Raw genomic sequence first — 14,617 nt, 5'->3', positions numbered from 1 at the left:
ATAATTATTTTGTATAAAGTGATGTTCCGTTCCCGATTTTAACATCATAAATTTTTAGTTCTATGCCAACAGCTTCAAAATATAATTTCGCAAACTTACTTTTGACTTCTTCTTCATATCCTTTCTTAACTAAATTAATAGTGCAACCACCAAAACCGCCACCCATTAATCTAGAACCGATAACCGACTCTTCTTTTTTAGCTAAATCAACCAATATATCTAATTCGTCACAACTCACTTCGTAGTTTTTAGAAAGTCCTTCGTGCGTTGCAAACATAAGTTCACCTAGAAGTTCAATGTTTCCATTATCTAATGCTTCACAAGCTTGGATAACGCGATTAATCTCTCTTACAACAAATAGTGAACGTCTATAAACGTTGTGACTCATTTTATCTTTAAGATCGATTATTGTTTGCTCGGTGCAATCTCTAAAACTTTTTATTTCGGGAAAATTACGCTGTACAATAGCAATACCTTCTTCACATTGCTCTCTTCTTTCGTTATAGGCTGATGTCATTAACGAATGTTTTACATTCGAATCAAATAAAATCAACGAATAATCACTAAAATTAGCTTCATGGTAGGTATATTCTAATGTTCGGCAGTCAATCTTTACAACTTGGTTTTTCTTCCCCATAACGCTAGAGAATTGATCCATGATACCACAATGAATTCCCACCCAGTGCTCTGCTTTTTGACCTAATAAAGCAATGTCGATTGGTTTTATATTCAAATTAAATAATTCGTTTATTCCAAATAAGAAACCACATTCTAAAGCAGCCGATGAAGATAAACCAGAACCCACCGGAATATCACTACTAAAAACACAGTTGACACCTTCAAATTGAAATCCACCACTTTTTAATTGTTGTATAACACCTCTTATGTAATTTGTCCAAACCTTTTCGTCGTGTTGCACCTCGGCTGTAAGATCGATTTCAAATTCATCTTCAAGATCCAAAGCGATTATTCTGGAAGTATTTGAATTGTTTTTTTCGAAAGCAAAACAAATGATCTTGTCAATAGCTGCTGGTAAAACATAGCCATCATTGTAGTCGATATGTTCCCCTATGATATTTATTCGTCCTGGTGATAGAACTATTTTTTCTGGTTTTGAATTAAAGTTTTCTTGAAAACTACTAATCGTCTTGTTTATTAAAGTGTCATTCATAGTGGTATAGACTTAAAAAGATTGAAATTTATAGAGTGTTTTGTGGTGGTACACTTCGCCTTTTTTCAAAACTGCAGTGGGAAAATGATCATGATTTGGAGCATCCGGAAAATTTTGAGTTTCAAAGCAAATACCACTCAAGGGATGATAATCTGCATTATTCTTCCCTTTTAAAACGCTTGCACAATCACCACCTACATAGATATGCAAGCCAGGCTGGTTTGTGTAAACGGTCATTTTTAAATTATTGTTTTTATTGAATAGCGAGGCTGCAAATTCATTTTTTGATTCTAAAACAAAAGTATTGTCAATTTTAGAGGGACATTTTTTAGGAGTACTAAAATCAAATGGTCCTTTGGATACATCTAGAATAGTACCTGTTGGGATATTATCTTCTGTAGTCTCTACCATCTTATTAGAGTTGATAATTAGCTCCTGTTTTGAGATAGATGAATTATGGCTATCTAAGTTAAAATAACTGTGATGTGTTAAATTAATGATGGTATCTTCTGTGGTAGTTGCTTGATATTCGATAATTAATTCGTTTTCTTCAGATACTGTGTAGGTAAGTTCAACTACTAATTCTCCTGGAAAATTTTCATCGTTGTTTGGACTTATCAATCTTAATTTTATGGATGGGTCACTGCTTTTTGTTGCTTCAACAATTTCCCAAATTTTTTGACTGAAGCCATTAGGGCCGCCATGAAGGGAATGCTCTCCGTTGTTTATACTTAATTGTGTTTGTTTGCCATTCAAAACAAATCGGCCTTTATTAATGCGGCCTGCAAACCGTCCTACAGTAGCACCAAAGTAAGGTGCGCTTTGTAAATTATAAGATTCTACATAATCATCTAATGTGTCAAATCCCAAAACGACATCAATAACTTCTCCATTCTTTAATGGTATTTTTAATGATGTAACTGCAGCGCCTAAATCAATTAGCTGCAGAGACATTCCTTTTTTATTTGTTAATTCACAAGAGTGAACGCTATCTCCGTTAGCTAATAAACCGAAGAATTTCACTAAATAATTAGATATTAAATGTGATATGTGTTTTGTTTTCATTCTTTTTTTATTAAATGCTGAAAATCAAAAGTAAAACAAAAATACATTTTAACATACCAGCACCTACCGGTTTTTGTGTCTTGCGATAAAATTCCCTGTATTATGAAAATAATTTCAATTCAAAATAATTTGGGTATTCCGAAATACAAGCAAATTATTCACTCTGTAGAAAAGGCAATTGAGGAAGAAAATCTTAAAAAAGGAGAAAAATTACCATCGGTAAACAAGGTGTGTATGGAACAGTCCTTCTCTAGAGATACTGTGCTTCAGGCGTATGACGAATTAAAAAAAAGAGGAATTATCTATGCTATTCCTGGTAAGGGATATTATATAAAAAGTACTGAAACTACCATAAAACAAAAGATTTTTCTATTATTTGATGAATTGAACATCTTTAAAGAGGATCTTTATAATTCGTTTTTAAAAAGTGTAGGTAAGGGGGTGCAAGTAGATATTTTTTTTCATCATTTTAATATTCATGTTTTTAATAAGCTCATAAATGATGCAAATGGAAATTATACCAAATATATCATCATGCCAACAAACTTAAAGGAGGCAACCGCAATAATAAAAACCCTACCAGTTAATGAGGTATATATATTAGACCAAACAAATCCTGAATTGAGAATGTACCCCGCTGTTTATCAGAATCATCGAAAAGATATTTATGATGCGCTACTTAAAGGGAAAGTGCAATTGAAGAAATACAAGAAATTGATTATGATTTTTCCAGGTTTTAGAGAACCACTTGGAATGAAAGAAGGATTTGAAAAGTTTTGCGATGACTTCTCTTTGCAGTATGAGGTGATCACTAAATTTTCGAATAGAGAAATTATGCGCGGAGAGGCTTATGTTATTCCTAATGACAGGGATTTAGTGGTTGTTATTGAAACTTCAAAACTTCAAAAGCTAGAATTGGGGGTAGACTATGGAATCATCTCTTATAATGATACGCCGCTCAAAAAAGTAGTTGAAAACGGAATTACCACTATTTCGACCAATTTTGAAGCGATGGGGACAATATTGGCTCAAATGATTCTGAAGAATAAGGAAGAGCAAATAGAGAATAAATGTGCGTTAATACTTCGTAATTCACTGTAAAATTAAACTTTATAATAATTTATTTTAGAGGGATCTTTTGCATTTATAGATAGCATTATTTTTAGGAATTTAAAGCGCTTTAAAACATGAATACCAAAGTAAAGTTCATTATCGTCCAGTACCTCTTATACTACAGATTATGTCTTTAAAGGGCATGTTTACAATAAGTTTGGGGTGTTGAATAGATAATAAAAATGCGCAGTGAGCATAAGTTTATGTTATTTATGGAAATTAAAATGAAGAAACAAAAAATGGACTATCGTCTGTATTCTATTTTAAGATTTCTTTTTGAAACGGTAATCAAAGTCCCAGAGCACCGTAAGGAGCTAAAAAAGAAGTGTCCAATATCAGGGATATGGAACTTTTTTATGGATGAGAAACGTAATGATGGGTTTGAAGTAATAGAACAGGCACTTTAGAAACAGAGCGTCAAATGGCCGGTAAAAAATAAGAGATTGCCTTTAGCAAAGCTTGATTAAGGGTAAAGTGTGGTTTTTCACTTGACGGATCTAAACCGGATGGCCGAGCGAAAGAGCAATTCCTAAAAACTTGATTACTATACAAATGAAGTGGTATTTCAGTTTTGGTAGACCGCTCGATCAAACGCAAGAAGTGACCGTTTGCAGATGGTCAACGGAGCAAAAGGAACGGCCGGGGGGAGACCGGATTATTTTATGACTTCTAATTCTTATATTTTTTTCGATATTCTCGTGGAGATAATTCCATTTCTTTTCTAAAGGATTTTGAAAAATGAAACGGGTCATAATAGCCCAAATGATAAGCGATTTCATTTATTTTCATGTTGCTAAATTGCAATAATGAGCAAGATTTTTGAATTTTTAATTTATTTAAATATTCTATTGGTGTAAACGATGTTTTTTCTAAAAATAAATTTCGAAAATAAGAATCAGAATAACCTACATGCTTTGCAATTTGGTTCAAAGTTAATTTGTTAGTCAAGTTATCTCTCATGAAAATAATACTCATTGGTATTGTGTCTAAATCAGAGGTGTTAACTGAGTTTATTCTGGTAAATTGGTCCATATATTTAATGCTTGAAAGAAAATGTTTGAAGCAAATACTTGAATACTCCAAATTATCAGCATAGAATCCCATTTCTAAATTTTGATACATCTCTTCAAAAAGCTCCAATCGATTTGAGGTTCTTAAATCATTTAAGCTTATAAGTTTTTCTTTAACAGGGGAGTATAATGAAGCTTTTGTGCCTTTAAAATGAATCCAATATATACTCCAAGGTTTTGAGGTGTCGGATTCATAAGAATGAGATTTATTGGCAGGAATAATTAAAATTTGATTTTCTGTAAGTTTAAATTGTTCGTTTTCAATGGTAATAGTTCCTTTTCCTGTTTCACAATATATTAAAATATCTTCTAGCGCTCCTTTGGAACGTTTGCGAAAATGATTTTTTGCATTTGGATAATATCCTATATGTGTAATATATAGTGATTTTGTCAATTCGTTATTGTTTTGAAAATTCCGAATACTGTAGGGTAATACAATTGCTCTTTCTCCTTTAAAACCATCAGCTATGTGTTCCATTTATATTGAGTATAAAGTTATTATTACGGTTTATTAATAAATCAAAATCTCCCGATTAGAATGGTTTCCAATTAAAATTAATAAATATGCACATTGATAAAAAACATTTTTACATGTTTTTATGTTTTGTTCTATTTTTACTGAAAACCCAAATTACAATATAAAAATTGTCAGAATCAAAGAAAAACACTCATTTATTTTTGATATGATTATTTATTGTCTCCAAATAGTTAGATTATACATTTTTGTACATCTTTTTTACATTTTTAATCGTAATAAGCTTTTCATCTTTGTATAGTAAACACAAAAGTTATAAAAAAATATTAATGAGCATACTTTTATTGCTTTAGTTTTTTGTGTTTAGCGGATTGTTATTTGAATATTATAGGGCACTAATGTTTAAAAAAAGCATGAGATTATTTTGTTCTCATTGCTTATATTTTGTTTTAGAGTATTGACTTTAAAATTCTGTCATCAGTCCTTGATCAACATAATTTATTGAAAATCATTAATAGAAAACCAAAACCATAAAAACCAGAATTATGAAATTACAGTTACTTTATTTTAGATTTATTTTTGCAATACTTTATCTTTCAAGTGTCTCTGCAGATGCTCAAGTTAGTCAAAATGTTTCCGTAAACCAAAATGTCAAATATCAGACCATTCAAGGCTGGGGAGTTTCATTGGCTTGGTGGGCAAATCTAGCGGGAGGGATGCCACAATCTACTATTGATGAATTAGCAGGTTATGCGGTTAACGATTTAAATTTAAATGTATTTAGGTTTAATATTGGAGGAGGAGAAAACCCAAATTGTACTGCAGGGGATCATATTCGCAAAGATGGGGCGAAAATGCCAGGTTATAGAAGTCAACAAGCGGATGGCCAGGGATGGGGAACTTATGATCTAACTAGTGATGTTCGTCAAATATCGATGATGGACAAAATTGCAATGTTGAGACAAAATAAAGGAGATATAATTACAGAAACTATTTCATATTCTCCACCATGGTGGATGACTTATGGTGAATGTTCTGCTGGTAATGTTTCTGCTACTTCTGAAAATCTTAAACCTGAATTTATAGATGATTTTGCTGATTATCTAGTATCAGTAACTGCGGGTTTAAAGGCGGCTCATCCGCTATGGAATATCAGTTATATTGAACCGTTTAATGAACCGATGTCTGGTTATTGGATGAAGGGTGGATTACAAGAAGGATCTGGGATTTATCCCGCAACACAAGCGCAGATTTTATATCGATTATGGCAAAGTCAATCAACTTACAATATGTGGTCAATTAGTTTAGGTGCTGCTGATAATTCAAAGGTACCAACTACCTTGTCTAATATGACTACTTTAAAAACAAATAATCCGAACGAATACAATTTTCTTGCTAAAATAAATACGCACTCTTATGATGGAACTTGGCAAGAAAAAGTCAACTTATCCTCTTTCGCTAAAACCAATGGTAATAAACCTATTTGGCAAACTGAAACAGGTCCATTATCTTGGAATTTGCCTTCAGGAAAAACAGATTGGCAGATAAGGCATTATGATATGGCTTACCGTTTAATCGAAGATTTACGTAATCTACAATCTGTTGTTTGGTGTGATTGGCAACTTTTGTCTAGTGATGACGGGTGGGGTTTGATACAACAAACTAATTGGAACGAAAATAATCCGTACCAAACTCCAGTATTGAAAAAAACACGTGGTTTTTATTGTCGCAAAAATGTCACTAACTATATTAAAGCTGGATATCAAATAATTGATATTAATAATGGTAGTTCTTTGGCTGCATTAAGTCCAGACAAAAGTGAAGCTGTAATGGTTATGGTTAATAATTCTGATACTACAAAGTCTTATACCATAGATTTAAGCAGTTTTGGGTATCTTTCAGGTTTTAAAACTTATAGAACTTCTGGTTTCATTTCTGGCACTGGAGAAGACTGTACGGAAAAAACAGTTTCCTCTGCAACCGAAAAAGGGTTGCTTTCTGGTAATACGCTCTCCTATACTGCTCCAGCATATTCTGTTACAACATTTGTAGTTTCTTTACTTGCTCTTGCACCAGTGCCGAATGGTGATTATTTCATTAAAGCGGTACACTCTAATAAATATATGACTGTTGCTGGATTTTCATCTACTAATGGAGCAGTTATAGAACAATATGATTATAGTAATCAGGATAATTTAAAGTTTACAGTTACAAGAGATTTAAATGGTTATTATAAGTTTAAACCTAAATACACAGATAAAATAATGACAGTTAATGGCGGTTCAAACTCTAACGGCACAGCAATCAATATAAATAACGAGGACACCAATGCAAGCAATCAAAAATTTATAATTGAAGATTTGGGAAGTGGACAATATAGAGTGACTCCTAAATATAGTTTAAACAAAGCTCTGGGAGTTTCAAATCAAGGTCAGTTAAATGGAGACGATGTTGTGCTTTGGGACTACTTAGATGCAGGGAATTTTAAATGGGAATTCATACCTGTTAGTGCCGTTAATAGCATACCAAATGGTGATTATAATATTAAAGCGGTACACTCTAATAAATATATGACTGTTGCTGGATTTTCATCTACTAATGGAGCAGTTATAGAACAATATGATTATAGTAATCAGGATAATTTAAAGTTTACAGTTACAAGAGATTTAAATGGTTATTATAAATTTAAACCTAAATACACAGATAAAATAATGACAGTTAATGGCGGTTCAAACTCTAACGGCACAGCAATCAATATAAATACCGAGGACACCAATGCAAGCAATCAAAAATTTATAATTGAAGATTTGGGAAGTGGGCAATATCGAGTGACTCCTAAATATAGTTTAAACAAAGCTCTGGGAGTTTCAGATCAAGGTCAGTTAAATGGAGACGATGTTGTGCTTTGGGACTACTTAGGAACAGATAACTTTAAATGGACATTTACTTCAACATCTTCTAACTTAAAAGTAAAGAATGGAAATGACAAACAGATTTTATTTGAAGATTCAACCTTAGAAAACAAAAATAATTTTAACAATATAAAAATTTATCCCAATCCAAGTGGCGGATTATTTAAAATTTCTAAAGAAGGAAGCGTTCCCTTGAATCTACAAATTTTTGATATTACAGGTAAATTATTAACAGAAACCGTTTTAATAAAGTTAGAATCAGAATTACACTTGGATAAACCACTATTTAATCAAGGTGTTTATATATTGAAATTTTCAAATGAGAGAGGTGCTTTTATTAGTAAAATTATTGTTAAGTAAAAGCGAATTGATATTTTTAAGAAAACATTTAATGTTCATTCTGTATAATTTAAAAACTGAATTTTTTTTAGATATTATCTTAATAAATTACACAAGTAGAAACAGTAATAAACCGTCTCAAAATACAATTTGAGGCGGTTTATTATCATTTATTTTGAACTAACTTACGTATGATTAACTTATTAGAATTAAGCGTATTATGTTAACTGTTTTTTTATAATATGGATAAAAATGATCTAAAATACGGTTCATAGGGTAAAAAATGATAGTGCTCCCATTTTAGATAATATCAATAGCAAAAGACAATCCAATTACTACTAATTTTTTTTTGCTGATTTGAGCTATTTCCCTAAAGCTAATTATCACTAAAGAAAGCGAAAGAAAAGTCATAACTATTTTATATTTATTTACTGCTTTGAATAAATTTGTTGGGTAAAAATTGACAATATTAAAATAACTATTAAACCAAACCAATATTTTATTATACCAAAAAGTACTGCACACTCCCATAAATCAAAAAATAGTAATACCTGGAGTATTTACTGGTTACATTTTGATGGAATAATAGCAGGAAATCTATATCGTCAGTATATTGAAAAATTCAGTAAAAATAGAACCATTCCTTTTAATAGTAATCAAATTGAGTTGTTTAATCAAATTTTTGATAATAACTTTCTGTACGCTCAACTTGAATGTGCTAATATTTTAAGTTTTATTAGTACATTTATTTATTTATAATAAAATTGACTCAACTGCAAGTATATGCAAACCTGAATATTTGGATGGGTGAATTCAAGTAATTAATGCAACATTAGGCTGATTGCTCAAATATTTCATTCGGACTTTTATATCCAAATCTTTTTCTGGGTCTGCTATTTAATTTATTACTGTTAAAACCTCTTGTTTTGCTATTAAATCAAAGTTATATTTTTTAGGAAAATATTGTCTTACTAAACCATTTAAACTTTCATTTGCACCTCTTTCCAAACTACAATATGGATTGGCAAAAAAATAATCTATTTTCAATATTTCGGAGACGTTTTTATTATTTGAAAACTCTTTTCCATTGTCGAATGTAATGGTATGCAAAATTAGCTTCTAATCAATCAATAGCTCTATGATTTTCTCTTCAACTTCTTTAGCTCCTTTACTATTAATTTTAGCCATTTTCAGAACTCCTGTTGCTCTCTCGTTTATGGTTAGCAATGCTCTCCTTTGTGATTTTTACCAATAACCAAATCAATTTCTACATCCCCTATTTTTTGCTTTTCTTCTACAATTGAGGCCTGTGTTCAATACTTATTCTGTCTTTAATAATACCTCTTAAGCCCTTTAGAGCTCCCCTTTTGGCATAACGTTTCCCTTTTGATCGTAAGTGTTTATAGTGTTTCCCACCTTTCTTTTTATCAGTCCAAATATATTGATAAATGTCGACACAAACACTATTTAGTTTTTCAACCTACAATAACCTATAATCTGCTCCCGATTAAAATCGTCTTTTAAAAGTGCGATTACACGTTTTTTAATATCAGAGGTGAAGTGTGTTTTTTTAGGTTTTTCACGATGCCTAAAATCGGCTTTACCTTGAGCTAAGTTAGCTCTATAAACTTGATTTCTTTTGTCGGAATTTCTAGCCAGTTTACGTGGATTAACGGGAATTCGGTGCTCCTCCTCGACCATGAGCGCTTAATCCTCCATTATCTGAAAGAAAAAGGATAATAGTATTTTTATCAATATTTTTTTCTTCTAGATAATTTCATAATATACCCAAAACTTTTATCTATCCCTTCAATCGTAGATGCATATTTTGCTTGCGTTGTGCCCAAGCCAGCATCATTATACTTTTGTATAAGCGTAATATCAGAAATTATTGGTATATGTACTGTATAATGCGCCATATAAAGTAAAAATGGTTTCTTATTTTTACGAACTGAATCCATTGATGGAATAGCTTCTTGTATTAACACTTCTGTCAGGAAAATATTTTTTTTCCAATATTTTTTAGTCCAGGAACAGCACGAATATCTTCCTTCTCTTCTTCGTTACCAAAATTTTCCGTGGCATAATAATTTTTTGGTTGTCCAGCAGCATGATCTGCTACATTGATATCAAATCGCAACTTTAAAGAACTTTCGCCTGCAGTATTGTACGCTGCAAAATGCTTTTTCCCTATGTGAATAGTAAAATATCCGTTTTGTTTTAGTATCGATGGAAAAGTTGTGGCATGAAGTGTATTTTCAATTCAAGCAATAGGACTAAGCCCATTCCTATTCCATTGAGGCGCACTTAATAATACTGATTCTACTTCTTGATTTTTATTTTTTTTTCAAAAGTCCAGTTGGTTACCTTATGATTTATGGGGTTCATTCCCGTAAGCAAACTCACCCGACTCGGGTGCATACGGGAGCCGCATAAGCATTGGTAAACTACATTCCTTCCGAAGCCAGCTTATCTAAGTTTGGTGTATGATATATAAAATTCCATTTTTTTTCCTGTAAAAAGGCACTGAACAATCTTGCCAACCCATATCATCAACTAAAAAACAATAATATTTGGTGTCCTTAAAATGTTTTTTTTTTCTCTCTTTTTCCAAAGCTCTTTCCCTGAACTAAGATTAAAAAAAAAGTAAATGTGGTGTAAAGAGAATATTTAATCATGATTTATTTTTAGATCTTAACATTATTTAATATCCGCTACACATCTAAATCCGGTATGCTCCAGACCTGTATCTGGAGACGATTTCATTCGTGCAGTGACACGATACCCCTTGCAATAAGAAGCATTACACAGAAAAGAACCTCCTCTAACCACTTTTTTCGGAATGGTAGATTGCGTCCAATCAAAACTTTTTGACGGACCTGTAGGATCTATTGAAAGATTGCCAGGCAACTCTTTATAATACTCTGGTGCATACCAATCACTACACCATTCCCACACGTTTCCGGACATATCATACAATCCATATTCATTGGGAGGAAATGATTTTACAGGAGCTGCTCCTATAAATTTATCAAATGCGGTATTCAAATACGGAAACTTGCCCTGCCAGATATTTGCTTTTGGCTTTCCTTGTTCAGGTTGCTCATTTCCCCAAGAATATTTTTTATTAATTAAGTCACCTCTAGCTGCAAACTCCCATTCGGCTTCCGTTGGCAATCTTTTACCAGCCCATTTCGCATAAGCATTAGCGTCGTTCCAAGAAATATGCACTACCGGATAATTTTCCTTACCTTTATTAGTACTTTCTGGACCATGAGGATGTCTCCAGTTAGCCCCTTTAGTCCAGCTCCACCATTGGGAAACGTCGTTCAAATCGACCGGCCCAGTTGTTGCGATAAATACCAATGACGCCACCACCAATAAACTTTCGGCTGGTCTTGGTGTACCCGCTGGCAATTGTTTTTTTATTTCTTCCCAATCTGGTTTTATTTCGGCGGTGGTCACATAACCAGTTGCCTGAACGAATTGTTCAAACTGAGCGTTGGTTACTTCAGTCGCGTCAATCCAAAAGCTAGTCACTTTTACATTGTGTTGGGGATATTCTTCTGGTCTGCCTTCGTCATCTGAAGCTCCCATCATGAATTCACCGGTAGAAATTTTCACCATCCCATCGTAGGGAACTATTTTTGATTTATTAAAGTTGGCTAGAGTATCTGCCGAAAGATATCGGGAAGGTAAAGAAGACTCGCAACTCATTGATTTGCCTTTAGCTAATGTTTTATCCTGCTCATTTTTACAAGCACTAATTAAAAGAAATAGTGACACCAGAATGATAGCTTTATGTCTCATTGTTTTTATATTAATTATTACTTTATCAATAGCGTCCTAAACGATTAAAAACGAATGGCTAGTTTTTAACTCAAAGTTTAGTTTTGAGGTGTCCAAAAAACAGCCGCCATTCTCAATGACAAATGTAACATTGTTTTCTCAAATCATGAGTAAACTAAACCGTGCAAAATTCAGTAAACTTGTTATTGAAAAGCAAAGCTACAAACGTCAAAAAGGACTTAATAGTTGGTCACATCTTGTATCTATGTTGTTCTGCCAGTTTGAAAAAAGTCAATCGGTACGAGATATAAGCAATTGACTTCGTTCCGCGACAGCTAACTTGAATCATCTAGGAGTTCAAAGAGCACCTTCAAAATACACGATTAGTTATCAGAATAAAAAACACGATTACACACTTTTCAAAGATTACTATTTTCAATTGCTCGATAGTTTAGGACAGCAAGCTTGATTGAAACATGTAATGTTTAAAATAATGAGTAAAATTTTTCTTTTAGATTCTACTAGCATAAGTCCGTGTCTAAGTTTGTTTGATTAGGCCAAATACAAAACGGCTAAAGGAGCCGTAAAAATCCATGTTTTACTTGATTATGAACGTCATTTACCTGCTTTCGTAAACATTACAATTGGAAAACTGCTGATAATAAAAAAGCTTACGAGATTACATTGCTTAAAGGAAGTGTAATTGTTGTTGCCTGTTTTTATAATGATTTTTGTTTTTCAATTGTTATAGTTCCTTTTCCTCTTTCACAATAGATTAATATATCTTCTTTCGCTCCTTTGGAACGTTTGCGAAATGATTTTTTGTATTTGGGTAATAACCTATATGGGTAATCTAAAGTGATCTGGTTAATTCGTTATTGGTTTGAAAATTACGAATACTGTAAGGTAATACAATTTCTCTTTCTCCTTTAAAACCATCAGCTATCTGTTCCATCTTATTATTGAATTTTTTTGTGCTAAATTAAATTGAAAAATACAGGTTTTTAGTTTTATTAAAATTAGTTATAATAATTGGTTTGTTGGGCATTTGATTTTAAAAATATGTTTCCCAAAATTATTTTTGTTTAAAATTAATGATATCTATATAAAATAGATAAAATTTTCTATTTTATAAATTGTTGTAGAAAATGAGAGAAAAGCAGGTATTTATTTTAGAAATAAATTAATATTATTTTAACTCGTTGTTTTATACATGTTTTTATTTGTTTTTTGCATTTTTTAACTACTGTTATGCTTGTATGTTTGCTTTCTATAAAATATAATTTAAAATCATGAGTAAACATAATTCTTCTTATTTGCTTTTTATTGCTTTAGTTTCTGCTTTGGGTGGATTGTTATTTGGATATGACTGGGTTGTAATAGGTGGTGCTAAACCATTCTATGAAGTTTTTTTCAATATTGCCGATTCTCCTTCTATGCAAGGCTGGGTGATGGGTAGTGCTATTTTAGGTTGCCTATTAGGAGTGATGCTTTCAGGAAGCATGTCTGATAAATATGGAAGAAAACCACTAATGATTGTGGCTTCAATACTTTTTACAATATCAGCGGTAGGGACAGGAGGAGCTAATTCGATTGAAATGTTTATTATTTGGAGAGTAATAGGGGGTATTGGAATTGGTATTGCGTCAAATCTTTCCCCAATGTATATTGCCGAAATTGCGCCAAGTGCCTCTAGAGGAAAATACGTGTCTATTAATCAGCTTACGATAGTTTTGGGGATTTTGGCAGCACAAATCACTAATTTATTTATTGCCGAGCCTATTGCTTCTGGTATTGTTTTATTTGATACTTGGAATGTGCAATCGGGTTGGCGAATTATGTTTTGGGCAGAGGCCTTACCTTCAGTAGCATTCTTTGCTTTGATATTAATTATTCCAGAAAGTCCTAGATGGCTTGCTAGTCAGCAAAAGTATGATAAAGCTACAGCTATTTTTAGAAAAATTGGAGGTCAAGAATTTGCTGTAGATCAAGTGAGTCAATTGAAATCTGCCATGGGAATCGTGAAAGAAAAAGTTAGTTATAAGTTATTCTTTGAAGGTAAAATGCCTAAAATTCTTTTGCTAGGAATTGTAATAGCTGTTTTTCAACAATGGTGCGGTATTAATGTAATTTTTAACTATGCTCAAGAAATATTTTCCGCTGCCGGTTATGGTGTTACAGATATTCTATTTAATATAGTTATTACAGGTTTAACTAATGTCATATTCACATTTGTAGGAATGTATTTAGTTGATAAATTGGGAAGAAAACCTTTGATGCTTTTTGGTTCGATTGGATTAGCTTGTGTTTATGCGGTGCTGGGTTTGTGTTATTATTTCTCCGTAACTGGTGCTGCTGTTTTAGTTCTTGTAATTGCTGCGATAGCTTGCTATGCGATGACACTTGCCCCTGTTACTTGGGTAGTTTTGTCAGAAATATTTCCTTTAAAGATTAGAGCCAGGGCCATGGCGGTAAGTACTTTTTCATTATGGACAGCCTGCTTTGTACTTACCTATTCATTTCCGCTGTTAAATAGTAGTTTAGGTGCCTACGGAACCTTTTGGCTTTATGGAATAATTTGTTTTCTGGGTTATCTTTTTTTACGAATTTATTTACCAGAGACCAAAGGGAAATCATTAGAACAAATAGAAACAGAATTAACAAAATAAACAACGCATAATAA

The 14,617-nt window shown here is 32.4% G+C and carries 9 protein-coding genes and 1 pseudogene; 5 read left to right on the top strand and 5 right to left on the bottom strand.

The window, feature by feature from the left end; translation table 11 throughout:
* Positions 1-4: 4 nt before the first annotated feature.
* Together galK and BLV35_RS15550 are read right to left on the bottom strand one after the other, a co-directional pair.
* Positions 5-1,171, bottom strand: a complete 1,167-nt coding sequence (gene galK / locus BLV35_RS15555) for a galactokinase (RefSeq protein WP_091092331.1) — start codon at positions 1,169-1,171, stop codon at positions 5-7.
* A 12-nt stretch (positions 1,172-1,183) separates the two neighbouring features.
* On the bottom strand, positions 1,184-2,236 hold the full coding sequence (locus BLV35_RS15550; protein ID WP_091092329.1) for an aldose epimerase family protein: 1,053 nt from the start codon (positions 2,234-2,236) through the stop codon (positions 1,184-1,186).
* 102 nt (positions 2,237-2,338) lie between these two features.
* Here BLV35_RS15550 and BLV35_RS15545 point away from each other — a divergent pair, with 102 nt between their 5' ends.
* Both BLV35_RS15545 and BLV35_RS19315 read left to right on the top strand, forming a co-directional pair.
* Complete coding sequence (locus BLV35_RS15545; RefSeq protein ID WP_091092327.1) at positions 2,339-3,337, top strand: GntR family transcriptional regulator; 999 nt, start codon at positions 2,339-2,341, stop codon at positions 3,335-3,337.
* Between the two features lie 251 nt (positions 3,338-3,588).
* On the top strand, positions 3,589-3,756 hold the full coding sequence (locus tag BLV35_RS19315) for a hypothetical protein (protein WP_176980635.1): 168 nt from the start codon (positions 3,589-3,591) through the stop codon (positions 3,754-3,756).
* 262 nt (positions 3,757-4,018) lie between these two features.
* On the opposite strand, the gene BLV35_RS15535 is transcribed toward BLV35_RS19315, so the two are convergent.
* On the bottom strand, positions 4,019-4,897 hold the full coding sequence (locus BLV35_RS15535; protein ID WP_091092322.1) for an AraC family transcriptional regulator: 879 nt from the start codon (positions 4,895-4,897) through the stop codon (positions 4,019-4,021).
* A gap of 542 nt (positions 4,898-5,439) precedes the next feature.
* On the opposite strand from BLV35_RS15535, the gene BLV35_RS15530 reads away from it, so the two are divergent.
* Entirely contained in the window at positions 5,440-8,166 is a 2,727-nt protein-coding gene (locus BLV35_RS15530) for an RICIN domain-containing protein (RefSeq protein ID WP_091092320.1), read from the top strand.
* An 811-nt stretch (positions 8,167-8,977) separates the two neighbouring features.
* Here the strand turns inward: BLV35_RS15530 and BLV35_RS19790 are convergent.
* Together BLV35_RS19790 and BLV35_RS15505 are read right to left on the bottom strand one after the other, a co-directional pair.
* Positions 8,978-9,810 (bottom strand): annotated as a pseudogene (locus tag BLV35_RS19790) (IS30 family transposase); the annotation flags it as partial.
* A gap of 1,035 nt (positions 9,811-10,845) precedes the next feature.
* Positions 10,846-11,955 (bottom strand): formylglycine-generating enzyme family protein, encoded by a 1,110-nt coding sequence (locus BLV35_RS15505; protein WP_091092309.1) that lies wholly within the window; start codon positions 11,953-11,955, stop codon positions 10,846-10,848.
* A gap of 115 nt (positions 11,956-12,070) precedes the next feature.
* Here BLV35_RS15505 and BLV35_RS15500 point away from each other — a divergent pair, with 115 nt between their 5' ends.
* Both BLV35_RS15500 and BLV35_RS15495 read left to right on the top strand, forming a co-directional pair.
* Complete coding sequence (locus tag BLV35_RS15500; RefSeq protein WP_091092306.1) at positions 12,071-12,253, top strand: DUF4372 domain-containing protein; 183 nt, start codon at positions 12,071-12,073, stop codon at positions 12,251-12,253.
* Between the two features lie 973 nt (positions 12,254-13,226).
* Positions 13,227-14,603 carry a sugar porter family MFS transporter gene (locus tag BLV35_RS15495; protein WP_091092304.1) on the top strand — a complete coding sequence of 459 codons (1,377 nt, stop codon included), beginning with the start codon at positions 13,227-13,229 and terminating at the stop codon, positions 14,601-14,603.
* Positions 14,604-14,617 lie beyond the last annotated feature (14 nt).

The organism is Flavobacterium gillisiae, from assembly GCF_900107635.1.
Classification (GTDB): Bacteria; Bacteroidota; Bacteroidia; order Flavobacteriales; family Flavobacteriaceae; genus Flavobacterium; species Flavobacterium gillisiae.
This window is presented reverse-complemented; position numbering and strand designations above follow the sequence as displayed.